The 19,340-nt window shown below is 59.8% G+C and carries 17 protein-coding genes; 15 read left to right on the top strand and 2 right to left on the bottom strand.

Annotated features, from left to right (window positions below; translation table 11 throughout):
- Window positions 1-49: 49 nt before the first annotated feature.
- The 4 genes from NKI67_RS26585 (at window position 50) to NKI67_RS26570 (ending at window position 5,349) form a co-directional block, all read left to right on the top strand.
- Window positions 50-475 carry an organic hydroperoxide resistance protein gene (locus NKI67_RS26585; protein WP_352647712.1) on the top strand — a complete coding sequence of 142 codons (426 nt, stop codon included), beginning with the start codon at window positions 50-52 and terminating at the stop codon, window positions 473-475.
- 322 nt (window positions 476-797) lie between these two features.
- Window positions 798-1,343, top strand: a complete 546-nt coding sequence (locus NKI67_RS26580; RefSeq protein ID WP_352647710.1) for a helix-turn-helix transcriptional regulator — start codon at window positions 798-800, stop codon at window positions 1,341-1,343.
- Between the two features lie 23 nt (window positions 1,344-1,366).
- On the top strand, window positions 1,367-2,302 hold the full coding sequence (locus tag NKI67_RS26575; RefSeq protein WP_352647708.1) for a helix-turn-helix transcriptional regulator: 936 nt from the start codon (window positions 1,367-1,369) through the stop codon (window positions 2,300-2,302).
- Window positions 2,303-2,448: 146 nt separating this feature from the next.
- Window positions 2,449-5,349: an ATP-binding protein gene (locus NKI67_RS26570; RefSeq protein WP_352647707.1), complete on the top strand. Its 2,901-nt coding sequence runs from the start codon at window positions 2,449-2,451 to the stop codon at window positions 5,347-5,349.
- A 139-nt stretch (window positions 5,350-5,488) separates the two neighbouring features.
- Here NKI67_RS26570 and NKI67_RS26565 read toward each other — a convergent pair whose 3' ends face one another.
- A complete protein-coding gene (locus NKI67_RS26565; RefSeq protein WP_502909362.1) occupies window positions 5,489-6,253 on the bottom strand; it encodes an SDR family NAD(P)-dependent oxidoreductase in 765 nt (254 codons plus the stop codon).
- A gap of 234 nt (window positions 6,254-6,487) precedes the next feature.
- Between NKI67_RS26565 and NKI67_RS26560 the strand changes: the two genes are divergently transcribed.
- The 3 genes from NKI67_RS26560 to NKI67_RS26550 all read left to right on the top strand — a co-directional run bounded on the left by NKI67_RS26560 (window position 6,488) and on the right by NKI67_RS26550 (window position 9,173).
- On the top strand, window positions 6,488-7,234 hold the full coding sequence (locus tag NKI67_RS26560) for an SDR family oxidoreductase (RefSeq protein ID WP_352647705.1): 747 nt from the start codon (window positions 6,488-6,490) through the stop codon (window positions 7,232-7,234).
- A gap of 225 nt (window positions 7,235-7,459) precedes the next feature.
- Entirely contained in the window at window positions 7,460-8,242 is a 783-nt protein-coding gene (locus NKI67_RS26555; protein ID WP_352647703.1) for a helix-turn-helix domain-containing protein, read from the top strand.
- 655 nt (window positions 8,243-8,897) lie between these two features.
- Window positions 8,898-9,173, top strand: coding sequence for a hypothetical protein (locus NKI67_RS26550; RefSeq protein ID WP_352647701.1), 276 nt, complete (start codon window positions 8,898-8,900; stop codon window positions 9,171-9,173).
- 194 nt (window positions 9,174-9,367) lie between these two features.
- Here the strand turns inward: NKI67_RS26550 and NKI67_RS26545 are convergent, their stop codons facing one another.
- Complete coding sequence (locus NKI67_RS26545) at window positions 9,368-9,886, bottom strand: Dps family protein (RefSeq protein WP_352647698.1); 519 nt, start codon at window positions 9,884-9,886, stop codon at window positions 9,368-9,370.
- A 296-nt stretch (window positions 9,887-10,182) separates the two neighbouring features.
- Between NKI67_RS26545 and NKI67_RS26540 the strand changes: the two genes are divergently transcribed.
- The 8 genes from NKI67_RS26540 to NKI67_RS26505 all read left to right on the top strand — a co-directional run bounded on the left by NKI67_RS26540 (window position 10,183) and on the right by NKI67_RS26505 (window position 19,223).
- Window positions 10,183-10,863: a sensor histidine kinase gene (locus NKI67_RS26540; RefSeq protein ID WP_352647696.1), complete on the top strand. Its 681-nt coding sequence runs from the start codon at window positions 10,183-10,185 to the stop codon at window positions 10,861-10,863.
- 122 nt (window positions 10,864-10,985) lie between these two features.
- Window positions 10,986-12,929, top strand: a complete 1,944-nt coding sequence (locus NKI67_RS26535; RefSeq protein ID WP_352647694.1) for a PAS domain-containing sensor histidine kinase — start codon at window positions 10,986-10,988, stop codon at window positions 12,927-12,929.
- 23 nt (window positions 12,930-12,952) lie between these two features.
- Window positions 12,953-13,591: a response regulator transcription factor gene (locus NKI67_RS26530; RefSeq protein WP_352647692.1), complete on the top strand. Its 639-nt coding sequence runs from the start codon at window positions 12,953-12,955 to the stop codon at window positions 13,589-13,591.
- A gap of 87 nt (window positions 13,592-13,678) precedes the next feature.
- On the top strand, window positions 13,679-14,068 hold the full coding sequence (locus NKI67_RS26525; RefSeq protein WP_352647690.1) for a response regulator transcription factor: 390 nt from the start codon (window positions 13,679-13,681) through the stop codon (window positions 14,066-14,068).
- 323 nt (window positions 14,069-14,391) lie between these two features.
- A complete protein-coding gene (locus tag NKI67_RS26520; RefSeq protein WP_502909363.1) occupies window positions 14,392-15,267 on the top strand; it encodes an alpha/beta fold hydrolase in 876 nt (291 codons plus the stop codon).
- 100 nt (window positions 15,268-15,367) lie between these two features.
- A complete protein-coding gene (locus NKI67_RS26515; RefSeq protein WP_352647686.1) occupies window positions 15,368-16,420 on the top strand; it encodes a cupin domain-containing protein in 1,053 nt (350 codons plus the stop codon).
- A gap of 79 nt (window positions 16,421-16,499) precedes the next feature.
- Entirely contained in the window at window positions 16,500-17,624 is a 1,125-nt protein-coding gene (locus tag NKI67_RS26510; protein WP_352647684.1) for an HlyD family secretion protein, read from the top strand.
- A 12-nt stretch (window positions 17,625-17,636) separates the two neighbouring features.
- Window positions 17,637-19,223 carry a DHA2 family efflux MFS transporter permease subunit gene (locus NKI67_RS26505; RefSeq protein WP_352647682.1) on the top strand — a complete coding sequence of 529 codons (1,587 nt, stop codon included), beginning with the start codon at window positions 17,637-17,639 and terminating at the stop codon, window positions 19,221-19,223.
- Window positions 19,224-19,340 lie beyond the last annotated feature (117 nt).

Genomic DNA, 19,340 nt, shown 5'->3' with positions numbered 1-19,340 from the left:
ACATCCGGCACAAATGCGGGACCGAACCGCTCATGAAGGGAGATAACGCATGACTATTCTCTACTCGACCAAGGTAACCGCGACGGGCGGCCGCAAGGGAACGATCCGCAGCGAGGATGGCATTCTCAATCTCAAGCTTGCCATCCCCAAGGAACTGGGTGGCATGGACGGCGCCACCAATCCCGAACAGCTCTTTGCCGGCGGTTATGCGGCGTGTTTTGAAAACGCGCTGTTGCGCGTTGCTCGGCAGTCGGGGCATCGCTTCGCCGACGGCGACGTGATCGTCGTCGCTGAAATCGGCCTCAGCTGCAGCGAAGCCGATGCCTTCGTGCTGCACGCCTCTCTCGCCGTCACCGTCTCCGGCGTCGATCAAACGACAGCCGAGGAGCTGGTGAGAAATGCCGACGCCATTTGCCCCTATTCCAATGCTGTCCGAGGAAACGTCGAAGTCGCGAAGGCAGTGGTTGCCATATGACGGTCGGCCAGGAACAGTGATGACGGCGTTCGGCATGTCGCAGGTCAGACCGACTTTCGGAATTTCTCCGGGCCGAATGTCAGTTGCTTTTACCGCAAGCCAAATGGCCTAACCCTGTACGAGGGGGTGCTGGCGAATGAGGATCTGCGGGGTGGGACGACCGCCAATCATATGGTCGGAGGCTTGTGAACGACGCCGCGGTGGAGTTGCCGCGGGCATCTGGATTCGCCGGCGGCACCGATGCGGTTGGATTGGACTTAATCCAAGTTGGCAAGCGGTTCTACACGTCGCCGTTGCACGAACTTGATAGGGCCGCTTCTAGATGGCATCGTTTCTCGCAGTCTTGGTTTGTGCAATTCGTGGTGTCCCAATAGGCAAGACACTTCTCACCGGAAATCAGACGAGCAGAGGCCCCGCCTACGGCGCGCATCTGGCCGAATGCTTTGGCTTGCCAGCGGTACCCACTCATGTTCATCACACGCTGCAGCGCGGCATGCTGGCAGTCTCTGAGTTGAAATCCCGAGTGCCCCCGGCGGACCCAAACCCGTCTCGCGGCTATAACGAAGCCTATCAGGTGATCATGCAGTTCAAGATTATCCGGCGGGAGCTCTGGCTGAACGGCCCGTTCACCTCGAGCGATGCCCTCCGTGCCGGGGAAACCTACGGCCGGGCCTTCAAGAGCTCCACGGGCGTTGCGCCGCATCAGTGGCAACTCGGTCGTCGCATGAAGCGGGCGCAGACGCTGCTGACGGGCTCGTCGCTTTCGATCGCGGAAGTCGCTCTCGAATGTGGGTTTTCGAGCCAAAGCCATTTCGCCACCGCCTTTAAGGAAAATATCGGCGCAAGCCTGGGCGTTGGCGTCAGTTAGATCTTGGGGACGGAGTTCGAAAATTGACTCAGACAACCAGAGGCCGCGCCTACGGTTCGCAATTAGGCGAACGCCTCGGTTTGCCGGAGCCTCTCAGTCACGTCTATCGCACGTTGAATCGAGGTACGCTCGCTATCACGGAATTGCAATCCCGAGCGCCGCCGCGGGATCCAACCCCGTCGTTCGGCTATGACGATGCCTATCAGGTAATTATTAACCTCAAGCATATGCGGTTGGATCTTTGGTTGAACGATAGGTCCCCCTTGAGTGAGACCATGCATGCGGGAAAGACCTACCTTACCGATCTAAGACGGGAACCGCGGGTCCTCATACAGGATCCTTTCCACACCGTGAATTTCTACATGCCGATTACGGCCCTGAAGGCGTATGCCGAGCAGAACGACATGCCGATCTTCACAGAGTTTCTTCAATCTCCCACTGTTGGCCAGGACGATCCGGTGATGCGTCAACTTGCCGGGGCGGCGGCGGCAGCATTTGCCCATCGTCACCAGGCGAGCGGACTCCTGCTCGACACGATCCTCGATGCTGTCTGCGCCAATGTGCTCGGGCGGTATGGCACCTCGAAAAGCGCGGCATCAGTCCGGTTCCATGGTCTGGCGACTTGGCAGGAGCGTTGCGCGAAGGAACTCATGGACGAGCGCCTGGACGTGTCAATGACGGAACTGGCCGAGGAATGCGGTCTTTCGGTCGCCCACTTCGGCCGGGCCTTCAAGCGCTCCACCGGTATTGCGCCGCATCAGTGGCAACTCGGCCGTCGTATGAAGCGGGCGCAGGCGCTGTTGACGGGCTCATCGCTTCCGATTGCGGAAATCGCTCTCAAGTGCGGATTTTCGAGTCAAAGCCATTTCGCCACCGCTTTCAAAGAGAATATCGGCGTTAGTCCCGGGCATTGGCGTCGATCAACAGCCACCGGGATTGGCGACTTGGATACTGACTGAACGGCCAATTCGGCCAACGACCGTGCTTACGAAGCCCCCCGTACGGGAAGACGTCATATTTTCACAATCTGCATCCGTTTTTCGGAAGACAGGTCTGTCGTTCCTTCAACATGCTCGTCAAACTGTAGGCGCAGAAGCGGGGAGCGATGACAGGTCAAGCGATCGCCCGGACGGACAAGGTCTTGCTTGTCCCGCCGCATGTCGAAGTTAGCGCGCACGCTCCGATATCGTTCGGCAGCTTTCGCCTGGATCGGGCGCAGCGGCTACTCCTGCAGGATGGCGAGCCTGTTCGGATCGGCTCGCGCGCCCTTGATTTGCTGATTGCCCTTATTGACCGTGCCGGCGACATCGTCAGCAGGCATGAGTTGCTGGAACTCGTATGGCGAAACGTTGTCGTCGACGAGGCGGGGGTGAGGGTCCACATGGCTTCGCTTCGCCGGGCTCTAGGTGACGGGCGAGATGGGGCACGATACATCGTGAATATCGCCGGCAGGGGCTATAGTTTTGTCGCTCCAATAGCACCCAACGAACCGGATCCGCAGCCGCCTCCACCGGCGGCGTCTTTGGCACCCCGATCCACAGGCCGTGTGCCACCGCCACCTCGTTCGCTGATCGGCCGGGAAGCCGTCATCACCAGCCTGAGCGAACTCCTTTTGGCGCGCCGTTTCATCAGCATCGTCGGACCGGGAGGCATCGGCAAGACGACAGTGGCTGCGGCCATTGTCCAGAGGCTGCAAAGTGCATTCGACGACACGAACGTCATATTTGTCGATTTCGGCGCCATGACCGAGGGCCGCCTGGTTCCCGGGGCCGTTATCGCGGCGGTCGGCTGTGCAATTGGAGGCGCGGATCCAGTCACCGAACTGGTGACCTTCCTCGCGGACAAACGCGTGCTGATCATCTTCGACAGTTGCGAGCATTTGGTCGATCCGACGTCACTCTTGGCCGGCGAGCTCTTTCAGCGCTCGCCAGGCGTGCATCTGCTGGTAACTTCCCGTGAATCACTGCGTGTCGATGGAGAGACCGTCCATCTCTTGAGCCCTCTGGCCTATCCGGCCGACGAGTTTCCGACAGCGCCCGAGGCGCTGGCGACACCGGCGGTGCAACTCTTCATGGATCGGGCAGCGTACAGCGGGTTCCACGGAGAGTTAACTGACAGCGATGCGCCCGTCGTCGGTGAGATCTGCCGCCGCACCGATGGCATCGCGCTTGCAATCGAATTGGCAGCCAGTCGAGTCGGAACTTACGGCATCCGCGGCGTCGCCAATCTTCTGGCCGGCAATGCGAAATTGCGCTTGGCCGGCCGGCGCAATGTCGTTCCACGACACCAGACGCTCGAAGCGATGCTCGACTGGAGCTTCGAGCTGCTTGCAGAACTCGAGCAGCGGGTCCTCTCCCGCCTCTCCGTCTTCGTCGGACTCTTCTCGATAGAAGCGGCGTGCTCCGTTGCTGGCTCGGCCGGGGATGACGGTAAGGCGACAATGGTGTCGATAGCAAGCCTCGTCGACAAATCCATGCTCTGGGTCCAGCCGGTAGGTAAGGTCGTCTTCTATCGCCTTGCCGATGTGACCCGCGCATATGCAGCGACGAAATTGCAGGAGGTCGAAGAGCTTGAACCTATTTCCCGGCGCCACGCTCGTTACTTTGCCAGCCTGCTCAAGGGGGTTGCGCTCGAACATGGCGCCTATGCCGATATGCGACCATATGCACCACACATCAGCAATGTCCGAAAGGCACTCGAGTGGAGCTTTTCAGACCCGGAATCGCATGCTGTAGCGGTCGAGCTGGCAGCCGATGCTGTACCTCTATTTCTCGGGCTTTGGCTACTTTCCGAAGGTCGGCATTGGTCGCGTTTAGCATTGAGCGCGAGCGATGAAATCAAAGAACTCCCTCGGCGCGAATTGCGACTGCCGGAGGCACCGGCAGATTCTGCCCAGAACACACAAAACGATGCGCAGGAATTTCCTGACGCGATCGAGCCGGGACCGAATCTATTAGAGGCTGACGGCGGCGAAATGACGCGATTTCGTCTTTTGGCTGGTCTTAATAGCTTCCTGACGACGCTCGGTGACTTCGAAGGTGGGTTGGCTGCTGCAAAGAGGTGCGGCATCATCGCAGAGCGGATCGGAGCGCTCAGCGACCGAGTCATTGCCGAATGGATGCTCGCCGCAGCCTACCACCTCGGAGGCGACCAGGCCGCCGCCATGACACATTGCGAGCGCGGCTTCGCGCTTGAGGCCGAGATCGGCCACCCGGAGTTCCGTCTATTCGGCTACGATCATCATTTGCGTGCCGAACTTGCTTTGTCGCGCATCCTTTGGCTCAGGGGATCTCCCGCGCGTGCTTGCAGGCTGGTCCTGGAAGCCATGGAGGGCGCCGCGCTGTCGTCCCTGCACAGTAACTACAGCATGGCCGCTGCTAACGGCGTCGCGGTTCTGCTCTGGAGCGGCAATAGCCGGGAGTCGGGCACCCACATCGACCGCTTGATAGCGCATGTAGAGACACATCCCTTCAAGTTAAACGCAGCTGCTGCCTTGGCGTTGAAAGGAGAATGGCTCGTGATGGTTGGAGAACCTCTGGCAGGCATCGCCGCACTGCAAGAAGCGCTCAAGATGCTTAACCGGGAGCAGTTTCAAATGGTTGTGCCAGGCGCAGCCAGGGCTCTGGCCGACGGGCTCGCTCAAAGCGGCCAGTATCGCGAGGCGCAAACGATGATCGATGAGGTTACTTCTTCCGCGGAACGAATGGGGCAAAAATTCTGGCTGCCCGATCTGTATCGGACAAAAGGTGAGATCAACCTGAAAGCACCTTCCCCTGATGTCGAGGCGGCCGAGCAGGCTTTCCTCGTGTCTATCAAGCTTGCGGGAGAACAGGGAGCCATCGGCTGGGAACTAAAAGCTGCGATTCCGTTGGCGCGCCTATTAATAGGCCGGGAACGCGCCGCCGACGCAATCGCGCTACTCACCCCGATCTATGAGGCGCATTCGGAGAGAACCGGCACCACTGATCTCGCGGATGCCAAGAGCCTACTGGAATCTTTGCGATGATCGTCCCCGATCCGGCGCGGCGCACAAGGCCGGATCGAGAAGCGGTAGTTAAGGACGCCGGCTCCTAATGCCGGTCGACTTGCAGCAGAGAAGCATTTCAAACGATGGTAGGCGTGGCGCCCGCCATCGATGACGGTGGCTAGATCGCCAAACCGCCGGATACCTCGATGACCTGCGCAGTGACCCAGCGATTGTCGTCGGAGAGCAGCGAAGCGATCATCGGCCCGACATCGTCGGGAACTCCTGCTCGGCCGAATGCTGTCATTCCGGCGACCTGCTTGTTGAGTTCCGGGTTGTCACGAACCATGCCTCCGCTGAAATCCGTCTGGATCGACCCCGGCGCTACTGCGTTCACGGCGATACGGCGCGAACCGAGTTCCTTGGCCTGATAGCGGGTGAGAACCTCGATAGCTCCCTTGAGCGCACCATATGGGGCGCTGCCGGGAATGATGATGCGTGCGAGGCCGCTCGAAAGGTTCACGATCCGCCCACCATCGTTAATCAGCGGCAACAGTTTTTGGGTGAGAAAGAACACACCTTTGAAGTTCACCCGATAGAGCGTGTCCAGTTCGTCCTCGGTCGTCTTCTCCACTGAATTGTGATGCGAAATGCCGGCGTTGTTGACGAGATAGTCAAAGCGTTGGGCGCCAAGCCTCACCAGCGTGTCGCGAACTTTCTCTGCGAAGGCATCGAAGGTCGACGCTTGTCCGACGTCGAGCTGCAAGGCGATGGCCTTGCGTCCGATCGCGGCAATCTCTGCCGCTACAGCTTCCGCTTCAGCCCGGGCCAAATTGTAGGTGAAGATGCTGTCAACACCGCGGTGCGCGAGGCTGACCACTGTGTTGCGGCCAAGACCGCGGCTTCCTCCTGTTACAAGCGCAATTTTATTTTCAGGTTGCATCATTCGCCTCCACAATCGAGAGCCGGATCCGTTCCAGCGTTTTGCCCTGCGAGCCTAATTTCGATGGTTATGGCGGCGCCAGTAAATATTTGAAAAAAATGGCAAAGAAGAGAGCGATTTGCCAAATAATCAACATTTATAACGACGAAGAGATTTCAGTATTTTTCAATATATACGTTTTGGATTGATACAAAAGCTGTACATATATTCGCATTTGGCAGCAACGGGAGAAACACCATGAGCCTGCAGGAAAAAGTCGCGCTGGTAACCGGCTCGGGTCGCGGCATCGGTCGCGCAATTGCGGAACGCTACGCCGCGCGCGGCGCAAGAGTTGTGGTAAATTACGCGAACAACAGCGCGCTGGCCCAGGACGCCGTCGCAAAAATTGTGAGCGCGGGAGGCAAGGCCATTGCCGTCCAGGCGGATGTCGCCCGCGTCGATGACATTAAACACCTCTTCGATACGGTGCTGGACACCTATGGGCGGCTCGACATCGTCGTCGCCAACGCGGGTATCGAGCTGGTCGCCCAATCCGTCATCGACTTCACCGAGGCAGACTTCGATCGGCTATTCGCGGTAAACGCCAAAGGCGCGTTCTTTACGCTTCAGCAGGCTGCGCGCCACGTCGCCGACAACGGCAGGATCATCTACATAGGCACGAGCAATACAGCGTTCCCCCTGCCTGGCCGCGCACTGTATGGTGGGAGTAAGATCGCAGCTCAGTTTCTCGTCCAGGTGCTGGCCAAGGAGCTCGGCCACCGCGGCGTCGCGGTTAACTCGATCTTGCCGACCGCCATCGAGGGAGCCGGCGTTTTCACAGACGGCGTGCGTTCTGAAGTCCGTGAGTTCGTGAAGTCATTCCGGCCGATGCAACGGATGGGTACCGTCGAGGACGTCGCAGACGCTGCCGAATACCTGGCCGGTGATTTGTCGGGTTTCGTCAGCGGTCAACATCTAATGGTTAGCGGCGGCGGACCGGCGTGAACTGAGAACCTGCTGCTGACATCTGAGTGATCGATTAAGCTCGGGTTGTCCGCGATCGTATGAGCCACCGCAAGGTGGAGCAGCGGCTCCGATATACCGCTCGTTGAATCCAGCATTCGCAAAACGCGCTTTACAGCCTTTTGCAACGTTAAACTGGCGCCTTGATCGATACGGGTCGATGCTGAGGCCTGAATACAGATAGCAACAACTCCGCAGAAAGTGGGGATGATGTACAGGCTGGGCGAAACTGCGCGATATTTCGAGCACGAGTTAAGGCAGCCGCTTGTTTCGGCACCGCCCGCTCCGGCCAGCCTCCTTGCAACCGATCAAAAGGCATCCAGCCTGGCAAGTCATTTTGCGCACATCCGGGCGAGCAGGAGTGTTGGCGTGCACGTTGGCGATTCTGCGGTGAGAATAAAGCTGCCCTTCATGGACGTCGTGCTCTCACTGTCCGCATGTGCCTCCAATGGGGCAATGGACGTTCAAGAGTTCGCCATGCCCGCGACCTCGGATGCCATTTCGGCCGACCCGGTTTTGCAGCAGTTACTCGAGCAGTTCCGCCGCTCCGAGAGCGACGATGAGGATGGGCTTTATTCTGATGCCATCCGGCTTGCTCTCGCCGCCCGATGGCTTCGTCTGCGTTCAAACGGGCAGAACCAGCCTGTCGATGGATTGCAGCAGTGGCGGTTAAAGCGCGTGACGGCCTACATCGACCAGCATATTAACGAGGCCATCTCGCTTGCCGACTTGGCTCAAACAGCTGGCCTTAGCCGAATGTACTTTGCCGCGCGGTTTCGTGCAGCGACGGGCCTGCGTCCTCACGACTATATCTTGCGGCGGCGAATCGAGCGAGCCAAGGAACTGCTTCTACAAAACGAACAGTCCCTGGTCGACGTCGCCCTAGACGTTGGGTTTCAGACGCAAGCCCATTTCACGACTGTCTTCAAGCGCCTGGAGGGAACGACGCCGGGCCGTTGGCGGGTTGCAAACTATCAGCCCGTTCAATAGACGTGCAGTGTCCGTAGGATAAGTGGGGCTTCCGATTTGGAAGTACCAGGAGCAGAGAAACTGACGACCAGGCTGCGCACTTGAGGCCCGGCCAGGCGCGATTTGCCCGACAGCCGAACTATATGAGATCGGCGATGTCAACATGCGATTAGGCGCGCGCAAGGCGTCGCGGTGAAGGCTCGCGAGCTTTCCAGGTGGTTCACTGAACCGAAATTCCGGGGCATGCAGTTCCCAGCCTTCGGCCAAGCGTCGCGCAATGGCTCTCGTTGGTGAGCGAGGGTTTGCAGATCTTTACAACGGCTGTCGGCGGAGAACTCGCGCAGTAAGGAATCTGCTGCAATCCTTCGGGCAGTGCTTCGATGATCAGGACGGCGTCGTGAGGACGCCTCCGGTTGATTTCGGGCGCCTGCATGGTCCTGGATTTCTACCTCGGCCCAGGCCGGTGCAGATGTCAGCCGGGTCAGCGTTGAGGTTAATTCGATGATGCAGCAATAGGTGCTCGTGATCGCTGGACATAGCGAGGATTCAACAGTCATCCAGACAGACAAAAACAGGTGCCTACAGGAAATACGTTGGCCTGATCGATGTATATTTTATAGGTGTGCCAACGTGGTTGTCGTTGGGGATATCGCTTAACTCAGAAGGAACATGTCCAATGAACATCAAAGCTATTTGTCTCCGCGTAACATTTGCTCTTTCCGCTTTTGGTGGTCAGGCGTCGGCCGGCGCACTGGATGAGCCGGACACCATGGAACCATTCTTCACCGATTCCAGCATGAAAACCATGAAGCCCATGGAGGAATTCAAAGCGGTCTTCTTTGCCATGCCGGCTGAAAAGCAGGCACAAATGAAGGGTGAATGCGCACGTCAAGTTCAGCAGCCGTACACGGACTTCTGCGCGAATGTAAACACGCTCGGTGGTCACAGCTAAGACAGCGTTTGAGCCACCAAATAAAGGTGCGGCTGAGAAAATCGGAAAAATCGCCGTACAGCAAATAACTGCAACGAGATGGGCACCCATCTCGTTGCTGACTTAGGTCGACGATGGCGACTGTTTCGATAATCCTTTGGGTGTCGCTGGCGGTTGAAGGGCGGCTATGTCCCGCTTGCGGGAAGGTGTCGCGCTTACGCTGCGGTCCGCGTCGTCTCGTAAAGAAACCAGCTTCGGCGTTCGGTCTCGTCGATCCAGACTTCTAGGAGGCTCGTCGAGGCGACGTCGTTATAGGTTTCGCATACGGCATGCGCTGCCCGGAGGAACCCAGTCAGCCTGCGGTTGTCGTCGGCAAGCTCTGCCAGCATGTCCTGCGGCGTCACGTAGTCGGCGTCGTTGTCGAGCAGCCGCTGGATGCGGGCAATGTGTCCGATCGACCGCAATGTCGTGCCGCCGACCTTGCGGGCGCGCTCGGCCAGGGCGTCAGTCATTGCGAAGATCTGATCGCTCTGCTCGTCAAGCATGATGTGATAGTCGCGAAAATGTGGCCCCGACAGGTGCCAATGGAAATTCTTAGTCTTGAGGTAGAGGGCAAACGTATCTGCGAGCACGCCGGTCAGTGCGGCGGCGATGTCTGTCGTTGCCTGTGCCCCGAGATCGGTGGGCGAATGCAATGCGGCTGCGTTGCGGGTTTGGAACAGAATGTCCTGCATGGGTCTCTCCTTACATTGCGTACAGGGCCGGCGCCGCCGGATTCTGTATCGATGTGACGCAATAAACAATACTAGCCGCCAGCAGCCACAGATATCGGTACAGGGTTTATGTGGTTCATACATGAGGATGACAGCCTCGGCCGTCACCAACCCAACGTATGATTTTCGTAGCATTCATCTCCACATAGCGTGCCTAGCCAAATGCAGGACAGGTGCGGAGAGACGGTATGTCTAAGGCAGATGCAGACGATGCAACAGCGCTGGCCAACATGTCGCTTCTCGCAATGTCCAGGATCATGGCGGTTGCAGGCCACGACCTGAAGCAACCCCTCCACGTGGCTATGCTGTCGATGGCGCGTGCAGTCGAGGAAGGCGTGCCGGCAGCTGCCGCCTATCGGCTGCGCGTCGCACTCGACGCGATGATGCGTCTGAACAGCGAACTCAGCGACATAGCCCGGCTGTCGCAGATGGACGGCGCTCTGCAGCCAAACCACCGGGTAGTGCGGGTGGCTGATATTCTGTCACGAGTCGATCGAGACTGGCGTTTTTACGCGGAGGCGTGCGGGATCGATCTGCAGGTGTGTTCGTCCGATCTCCTCGTGGAAACCGATCCGGACATGCTGCACAGCATAATACGGAACTTTATCGGCAACGCCTTGAAATACAGCGGTCCAGGTGGCCATGTCCGTGTAGAGTGCCGGCTCCAGCGCGATCGGCTCAACATCGATGTGGAGGACGACGGCTGTGGCATTTCGGCTTCGCGGTTCGAAAGCATCTTCAACGCGTTTGACCGGGGCGACCAAGCCGGCCGAACCGAAGGCCTCGGCCTTGGCCTGACGATAGTGCGTCAGACCGCAGACCTGCTGCGTCACCAAGTCACTGTGAGGTCGGTCGAGAATAAGGGCTCGATCTTTTCGATCGAGCTGCCCCGTCACCTTCCGGACACCGGCGGGCTCGACCGTACGGAAACGATCTGAGGAGGTGCGAGCCATATCCTTCATTCGCGATTGCATCTTTCAAAAGGCAGAATCGACCTGCAATCCTCACTGGATATTTCGTCTGTGTCCGGCAACGCCATTGGCCTGGGGTGCAATAGTACATGGCGTTCTACTTGCGTTCCGGTTCACTGTATGACTCCCGTAAATCAGCGCTCCCGAGGCGACACATGAGCACGAGCGCGTGCCGCTTGGCCGCCGCGTTGCTGGCGCTGTGCATCTTCCTGTTCGACGTGCTGTCGCCGCTCGAAGGAGCGGTCGCGGTGCTTTACGTGCTGGTGGTGCTCATTGCGGCCCGCACCGCGTGGCGAAAAGATCTGTTCGCCGCTGCCGCCGGCGCCATCGTTCTGACGCTTGTTGCCTATGCCATTTCCCATGGCTTAGAGAACTACGGATCTCCGGCGCTGCGTGCGATCGTCAGCATCGCGGCAATTGCCATCGCCACGATGCTTGCCTTGCAAAACCAGTCTGCCATGGCGACCTTGGCAGCGCAGGCCCGATTGCTGAACCTGTCGCATGACATGATCTTCATGCGCGACATTGAGGGCGTGATCGACTTCTGGAACGATGCCGCCGAGCAGGTATACGGCTGGTCGCCCGCAGAAGCCTTCGGCCGCGTCGCGGACGAACTGCTTCGTACAAGATATCCGGCGGAACGCGCGACGGTTGAGGCCGAGCTCCTCCAGAACGGGCGATGGGAAGGGGTGCTCGAGCAGGAGACGCGATCCGGCGCTCGCCTCGTCCTGGACAGTCGTTGGGCGGTGCAGCGGGACCGGCTCGGGAAGCCCATGGGCGTGCTCGAAATCCATACTGACATAACAGAGCGCCAGGCTGAAAATGCCGCGCTGGTCAAGAGCGAGCGCCGCAATCGCCGTATGTTCGATTCAAGCCGGATCGGTGTCCTCGAGGAAGATTGGAGCGCGGTCAGAAAGGAACTTGCAAGCATCCAGGAGAAAGGGATTCCGGTTTCCGACTATCTCGCCGGCGATCCGGATTTCGTCGCCCGAGCCCGGCGGCTCATCAGGATCGTCGACGTCAATCCGGCCCTCTTGTCCATGGTTTTCGTGGAGGATCCCAACCAGTTTCTGACCACCGTGGACGATGTCCTGAGCCTTACCGACAGGACCTTCGTCGGTGCGCTGGCTGCCTTCGCGCGCGACGATGCGTTCTACGAGGGCGAGACTGAGATGGTCGGCAGCGATGGTGAGGTCATACCCGTGCTTTTCGCCATAACCTTTCCAGCCTCGGCGGACGACGGCGACAATGTTCTCATATACGTGGTGGACATCACCGAGCGCAGACACGCGCAGGATACGATCCAGCAGGCGCAGGCGGAACTCGCGCATGCCGCCCGGGTCGCCACGCTCGGCGAATTGACCGCATCGATCGCGCATGAGGTCAGCCAGCCGCTGATGGCAATTGTTACGAACGGCGAGGCGGGGATGCGCTGGCTCCGGCGCGATCCGCCCAACCTCGAGGAAGTCGAAACGGCGCTCGGACGCGCGGTCGCGGAGGGACGCAGGGCAAGCGGTATCGTCAAGCGCATCAGGGCCTTCCTGAAAAAGGCGCCGTCACACCGTGGCGAAATCGTCCTGTCGGCGCTGGTCGAGGACGCTACGGCGCTTGTCCAGCGTGAGCTTGCGAGAGCCAATGTTCAGCTGCAGGTCGATATCCAGGCCGGCATTCAGAATATGCGCGGCGACCGCATTCAACTGCAGCAGGTCCTGGTAAATCTCATGATCAACGCCGCACACGCAATGTCTGCGCAGACGAGACCGCGGCTGCTTTTCATCGGTGTTGTGCAGAACGCCTCGAAGAGCATCGAGATTACTGTACGGGATACCGGGCCAGGGGTATCGGAGGAGCATCGGCAACGGCTCTTCGAACCATTCTTCTCGACTAAGCAAGATGGCATGGGCATGGGTCTTGCGATATGCAGGACGACGGTCGAGGCCCATGGCGGACAGCTAGTGATCGATAGCCAGCCCGGCGTGGGTGCGACCTTTCGAGTGACCCTCCCGGTGACTGAAGGAAGCGCGGCAGGATAACCGGTACGATCAGGGCGATTTGGATGAAAGCTGGTCTGGCCCCCGCAGAACTTCCGCCGTTCGTCGCCATCGTCGACGACGATCCGGGCGTGCGCGACGCGCTCGACAGTCTGTTCCGATCGGTGGGAATGACGACCCTTGCGTTCGGCAGCGCGGCGGAAATGCTTCAGGCCGATCTGCCGCAATCGTCAGGCTGCCTGATCCTGGATGTCCGGCTGCCCGGACTGAGTGGACTGGACTTTCAAGTGCAACTCGCGAGGCATGGCATAGATCTCCCCGTCGTGTTCATGACTGGACACGGCGACATTCCCATGACTGTGCGCGCAATGAAGGCGGGCGCGGTCGACTTTTTGTCGAAGCCGTTCCGCGACCAGGACATGCTCGACGCCGTTACCAGCGCGATCGAGCGCGATCGCCTGAGACGGATTGAGCGCGCCGCGGCGGACGGCCTGCGCGCCGGCTATGACACGCTGACCCCGCGCGAGCGCGAGGTGATGGGCCATGTCGTTGCCGGACTGATGAACAAGCAGGTCGCGGGTGTGATCGGCCTGTCGGAGATCACGGTCAAGATCCACCGAGGCAATGTCATGCGCAAGATGGGCGTTCGGACGCTTGCCGATCTCGTTCGCAAGGCCGAGGCGTTGGGCATCTCCGGGCGTTGACGGGTGGGCAGCAAACCTCCGTATGATTTCCTTTCGGTTCAATCTCCCCCATTTAGAGGAGGAGCCTCGCATTGGAGATACCCTGCGGTGAGCAAACCGGCACCTTTCACCATGTCCAAGATAGCCGCGATTGCGATCGTCGATGACGATGAGGGAGTCCGAAGCGCTCTCACCAGCCTGCTCAGGTCCCTGGGCTACGAAGTCCGCAGCTATGCCTCGGCGCTGGAATTCCTCGGCGACGACGCGGCCGGCGATCCCGGCTGTATGATAACTGACATTCAAATGCCCGGCATGACCGGCGACGAACTCCAAGCGGAACTGATCGCACGAGGCCGGGTGTTTCCGATGATCTTCATGACCGCTTTCCCGACCGAGGCGACGCGCGCCCGGGTAGTGGCAGCTGGCGCTCTCGCCTATCTGGACAAGCCGGCCGATGGCGATGCAATCGCGCGCTTCACCGAACGCGCCTTCTCATAATTCGTCTCGGACTAGGCGGCGGCGCGAGCCGCCGCTTAGGCAGGCCTTGGACTGGCAGGATCCCGCAAGGCAGGTCGCATTGCGGCCTGAGACATACGCCAGGGATGCTGTTTCAAACCTTGGTATAAGCCGCCGAACCAAGCGTACGATTTTCCCGCGCCGCGCCTCTCCTTAGCTTCCCTCCTAAACAAGCACACCAACTGGAGGCAGCTACGAACGCAGGCATGCTCGAACCAGCGTTTCGGCTGAACCGTCGCGAACCGGTCGCGGGGGCCGCATGGATGACAATCGCGGCACTGCTTCCGGCCGTCGCATCGGCACAAATGACACCTCGGCTTTCGAAAGGAGAATTCGACATGGGCAGCGGTTACATCGCCACCAAGGACGGCCCTCAGATTTTCTACAAGGACTGGGGTGACAAGGGTGCCCAGCCCATCGTGTTCCATCACGGCTGGCCACTCAGCTCCGACGACTGGGATGCGCAGATGCTGTTCTTCCTTGCGAACGGTTATCGCGTCGTCGCGCACGATCGTCGCGGCCACGGCCGATCGACTCAGGTCGATACCGGAAACGACATGGACCACTACGCCGCCGATGCCTCGGCCGTCGCCGAGCATCTCGACCTCAGGAACGCGGTCCATATCGGCCATTCAACCGGCGGCGGCGAGGTGGCGCGCTATGTCGCCAAATTCGGCGAACCGCAGGGACGCGTCGCCAAGGCGGTGCTCGTCAGCTCCGTTCCTCCGCTCATGCTCAAGACCAAGGAGAACCCCAGCGGTACGCCGATCGAGGTCTTCGACGGCTTTCGCAAGGCGCTCGCAGCCAACCGGGCGCAGTTCTATGTCGACGTGGCGTCAGGTCCCTTCTACGGCTTCAATCGGCCGGGCGCTAAGGTTTCACAGGGCATCATCGACAACTGGTGGCGTCAGGGCATGATCGGTGGTGCGCTGGCGCATTACGAAGGCATCAAGGCCTTCTCCGAAACCGACCAGACAGACGACTTGAAGGCGATCACCGTGCCGACCCTCATCCTGCAGGGCGACGATGACCAGGTCGTGCCGTACAAGGACGCCTCGCTGCTCCAAGCCAAGCTGATCAAGAACAGCACGTCAAAGATCTATCCCGGCTTCCCGCACGGAATGTTGACCACCCATGCCGACGTGATCAACGCGGACCTGCTCGCCTTCATCAGAAGCTGAGTCGAGGGCGGGACGGATGCAATCATCCAAGCGTCCGTCCCGCGACAACGGGTTGCGCCGCTTCCGTTACACAGCAACACGGCGATCGGGGGAACCAACCATGAGTACTGCCAAGCAGAAATCCCAACATGTCGCATCTCTCGCGCGGCAGACGCCGCGTTTCGAAAGTCCCGAGGGCTCTGTCAGCCACGTGGATTCCAGCGATCTGCCGGTCCTGCGCCGGCTTTCGATCCGACGTCTGCTTCTCGGCGTGCAAGGCGTGCGCGAGCCCCATTGGCATGCCAATGCCCATGAACTCGGATACTGCCTGCACGGCCAGGCGCTGGTCACAATCGCCGGCAGTCATGCGCAGCGCGAAAGCTTCATCGTCGCCGCCGGCGAGATGTTCTTCGTCCCCTCCGGCGCCATGCACAGCATCGAGAACATCGGCGAGCACACCGTGGAATTCATTTTGGCCTTTTCACATGAAAAACCCGAGGACTTTGGCATGAAAGCCGCCTTCGGTATGATGTCAGATGCCGTGCTCGGCAATACCTACGATCTGGCTTCTGCCGCGTTTTCCAGCTTCGACCGATCTGCGAGAGCTAGCGAAATCCTCAGCATTCCCCGTCAGGCAAGCGTCGAGGACCAGGACCGCCACCTAAACGCCTATAAATACAGCATTGAGGCGACGCCGCCGCAGATCGATTTTCCCGCCGGCACTGCACGCACCGCCAAGGCTGCCCTCTGGCCGGTCCTGCGCGACATCGCGATGTATTCGGTGACCATCAGCCAAGAGGGAATGCGCGAACCCCACTGGCATCCGGAAACGGCCGAGTTGGGCTACATCGCATCGGGAACGGCTCGCATGACCGTCCTCGATCCCGACGGAAGCACCGACACCTATGTCATCAGGCCTGGCGATACCTATTTCGTCCCGCGCGCCTATCCCCATCACATCGAGAATGTCGGCGAGGGGACGGTTCATCTCCTCATCTTCTTCGACCAAGCCTCACCTGGCGACGTCGGCTACAGGTCGCTGATCAACGTATTTCCCCGCAGCGTGATCGCTGAGGATTTCGGGATGAAGGAATACGACCTGCCGGTCTTTCCCTTCACCGAGATCGACCCGCTGCTGGTGCCTCGCTGCAATCCAATTGATCCGGTGCCTTGAAATTTAACGCGCCCGCAGGCGAGCTTGAAGATTGCCCAGGAGAACAGGAACTGTCGGGCAACAAATCCAGGAGAAATCCATGAACGTCGTCATTGATCCCGCAAACTTGAAAGCGGATGCTTCGCGCCCGGCCTCTTTGCCATCGGAAAAGTCGAGCATGTCGCCCGTGCGTCGCGTGTTGTTCGGCGTCGCCGTGGTCGCGGCGCTCGGCGTTGGGGCAGGGCTCGGCTGGGAATACTGGACCGTCTGGAGGTTCGAGGAAACGACAGACGACGCCTATGTTCAGGCTGACATCGTCGCCATCGCGCCACAGGTTGCAGGATATCTTGCGAGCGTCGCTGTTTCCGATAACCAGCATGTCAAAGCTGGCGATATCCTGGCGACGATTGATCCTCGCGACTATCAGGCAGCCGTCGACCAGGCCAAGGCCAACGTTGCCGGAGCCGAAGCCACCATCGAGAGCGTTGAGGCGCAACTCGGAGAACAGCAGGCCCTGATCGAAGAGGCGAGTGCCACGCTCGATGCCGACCGGGCGACCGAGACCTATGCCGGGCAGAACAACAAGCGCTTCGGTACGCTCGCTGGCACCGGATATGGCTCGGTGCAGAATGCCGAGCAGGCGGCCTCCCAGACAGCTACGGCCTCGGCGGTGGTCGCCAAGGACAAGGCAGCGCTCGACGCCGCGCATGCTCAGGTCGGCACGCTCGCTGCGCAGCTCGCAGGCGCCAGAGCCACGCTGCAACGCAGCAAGGCCGTGCAGGCACAGGCCGAATTGAACCTTGGTTATACGGTGTTGCGGGCGCCCGTCGACGGAGTGGTCGGAATGCGCGAGTTGAGGGTGGGCCTTTACGTGCAACCTGGAACGCAGCTGCTCGCGGTCGTGCCGCTCGCAAACATCTATATTATCGCCAACTACGAGGAGACACAGCTTGCCAACGTGAAGCCGGGCCAGCCGGTAAGGGTCGACGTCGATACATTCGCGGGCACTCCGGTGCGCGGCACCGTCGACAGCATTGCGCCGGCGAGCGGACAGGAATTCGCGCTGCTGCCACCCGACAACGCGACAGGCAATTTCACCAAGATCGTGCAGCGCATCCCGGTGCGGATTGCGATCGACCGGACCGATCCGCTGGCTGGACGCCTCCTGCCCGGCATGTCGGTCACCATTACGATCGATGTTCGACAGACCCAGCGGGCGAAATAACCGGAGGATGGTATGGCTGGGTCGGATCAGGCAGACGCGTTACGGGCGATGATGCCGAAAGAGCGTGACGCCAGCTTCCGCGAATGGGTATCCGTTTTTGGTTGCATGGTCGGCGCGCTGATAGCCGTCCTCGACATCCAGATTACCAACTCGTCGCTGCCCGAGATCGAAGGTGGCATCGGCACCGGTTCCGACAACGGAACCTGGATATCGACCGCCTATCTGATCGGCGAGATCATCATGATCCCGCTGACCGACTATTTCAGTCGCGTCTTCACCGTTCGCCGCTTCCTTCTGACGAGCGTCTGGATGTTCCTCGCGTTTTCCGTCGCCTGCGCGTTCGCGACGAACCTGCCGCAGATGATCGTGCTGCGCGGCTTGCAGGGATTCTGGGGCGGTGTGATGATCCCCATGGCGTTCGCGCGCGTCCTGACCACGTTGCCGAAGCGCCAGCAGCCGGTCGGGCTTGCCGCGTTTGCGCTGACGGCCACATTCGGACCATCGATCGGCCCGACCATCGGCGGCTACCTGACTGAGAACTATGGCTGGCAGTACATCTTCTTCATCAATCTTGTTCCGGGCGCCTTGATGCTGGCGCTGCTCTATCCGACGCTCGAGCACCAGAAGATGAATCTCGGCCTGCTGAAGCACGGCGACTGGTGGGGTATAGCCTTCATGAGCGTCGGCCTCGCCTGCCTGCAGACCGTCCTCGACGAAGGCAACCAGGACGGCTGGTTCGGCTCCCCATTCATCGTCAGGCTGTCGATCATCGCCGCAGTGGCGCTTGCGATCTTCGTCGCAATTGAGCTGAAAGGCCGTAATCCCGCAGTCCAGCTAAAGCTCCTCGCGCACCGCAATTTCGCACTCGGCACGCTTGCCAATATCGGACTCGGTATTGCGCTGTTTGGTTCGGTCTATGTGCTCCCCGCCTATTTGCAACGGGTGCAGGGCTACAACGCCGAGCAGGTCGGCTTCGTGCTCGCCTGGGCAGGCCTGCCGCAGCTTCTGATCATCCCTTTCGTTCCTCTGCTGCAGAAGCATTTCGACGCGCGCGCCATTGTCTGCACCGGGCTCGTCATCTTCGCCGTCAGTTGCATCATGAACGCCCATCTCAGCGCGGACAGCGGTGCGGATCAGTTCATGTCGTCCAACATAGTTCGGTCGCTTGGCCAAGCGATCGTGCTTGCCCCGCTAGCGGGTATTGCTGTGATCGGCATCCCGAAAGAGATGTCAGGCGCGGCGTCGGGCGTCTTCAACATGATGCGGAGTTTGGGCGGCGCGATCGGCACGGCGGCGCTCGCTACAGTCATCACCAAACGCGAACAATATCATTCAAACATCATCGGCCAGTCCGTCACGGCTTATGACGCTACCGTTGAGCAATTCCTAGCGGAAGCACAACATAGGTTCCTGCAGCAAGGAACGGGCGATCCTGCCCTTGCCCGTCATCAGGCCGAGGCTCTGCTGGGCAGCCTGGTCGAGCAGCAATCCCTTGTCATGGCCTTTTCGGACACATTTCTCGCGCTGGGATGCACTTTGCTCGCTGCGGCGGTGGCGGTGGTCTTCACGCGCACCCGCGAAACGGTCGACTCAACCTGATGATCGTGCAACTCCGATACCTGCCGCGTGAAGCAGGTGGGGCGGATACGGGCTTTGTCGACAGCGTCGGCAATTGGGACGTCCTTGCAGCTCACGTACCGCGTTTGCTGCATGCCT

The sequence above is a fragment of the Mesorhizobium sp. M0408 genome, from assembly GCF_040321495.1.
In the GTDB taxonomy this organism is placed as follows: Bacteria; Pseudomonadota; Alphaproteobacteria; order Rhizobiales; family Rhizobiaceae; genus Mesorhizobium.
This window is presented reverse-complemented; position numbering and strand designations above follow the sequence as displayed.

What these genes read in the sequence shown, in the direction of transcription:
- NKI67_RS26585 (WP_352647712.1), top strand. Translation starts at nt 50, where the DNA reads ATGACTATTCTCTACTCGACCAAGGTAACCGCGACGGGCGGCCGCAAG.
- NKI67_RS26580 (WP_352647710.1), top strand. Translation starts at nt 798, where the DNA reads ATGGCATCGTTTCTCGCAGTCTTGGTTTGTGCAATTCGTGGTGTCCCA.
- NKI67_RS26570 (WP_352647707.1), top strand. Translation starts at nt 2,449, where the DNA reads ATGACAGGTCAAGCGATCGCCCGGACGGACAAGGTCTTGCTTGTCCCG.
- NKI67_RS26565 (WP_502909362.1), bottom strand. Translation starts at nt 6,253, where the DNA reads ATGATGCAACCTGAAAATAAAATTGCGCTTGTAACAGGAGGAAGCCGC.
- NKI67_RS26560 (WP_352647705.1), top strand. Translation starts at nt 6,488, where the DNA reads ATGAGCCTGCAGGAAAAAGTCGCGCTGGTAACCGGCTCGGGTCGCGGC.
- NKI67_RS26555 (WP_352647703.1), top strand. Translation starts at nt 7,460, where the DNA reads ATGATGTACAGGCTGGGCGAAACTGCGCGATATTTCGAGCACGAGTTA.
- NKI67_RS26550 (WP_352647701.1), top strand. Translation starts at nt 8,898, where the DNA reads ATGAACATCAAAGCTATTTGTCTCCGCGTAACATTTGCTCTTTCCGCT.
- NKI67_RS26545 (WP_352647698.1), bottom strand. Translation starts at nt 9,886, where the DNA reads ATGCAGGACATTCTGTTCCAAACCCGCAACGCAGCCGCATTGCATTCG.
- NKI67_RS26540 (WP_352647696.1), top strand. Translation starts at nt 10,183, where the DNA reads ATGGCGGTTGCAGGCCACGACCTGAAGCAACCCCTCCACGTGGCTATG.
- NKI67_RS26535 (WP_352647694.1), top strand. Translation starts at nt 10,986, where the DNA reads ATGGCGTTCTACTTGCGTTCCGGTTCACTGTATGACTCCCGTAAATCA.
- NKI67_RS26530 (WP_352647692.1), top strand. Translation starts at nt 12,953, where the DNA reads ATGAAAGCTGGTCTGGCCCCCGCAGAACTTCCGCCGTTCGTCGCCATC.
- NKI67_RS26520 (WP_502909363.1), top strand. Translation starts at nt 14,392, where the DNA reads ATGACACCTCGGCTTTCGAAAGGAGAATTCGACATGGGCAGCGGTTAC.
- NKI67_RS26515 (WP_352647686.1), top strand. Translation starts at nt 15,368, where the DNA reads ATGAGTACTGCCAAGCAGAAATCCCAACATGTCGCATCTCTCGCGCGG.
- NKI67_RS26510 (WP_352647684.1), top strand. Translation starts at nt 16,500, where the DNA reads ATGAACGTCGTCATTGATCCCGCAAACTTGAAAGCGGATGCTTCGCGC.
- NKI67_RS26505 (WP_352647682.1), top strand. Translation starts at nt 17,637, where the DNA reads ATGGCTGGGTCGGATCAGGCAGACGCGTTACGGGCGATGATGCCGAAA.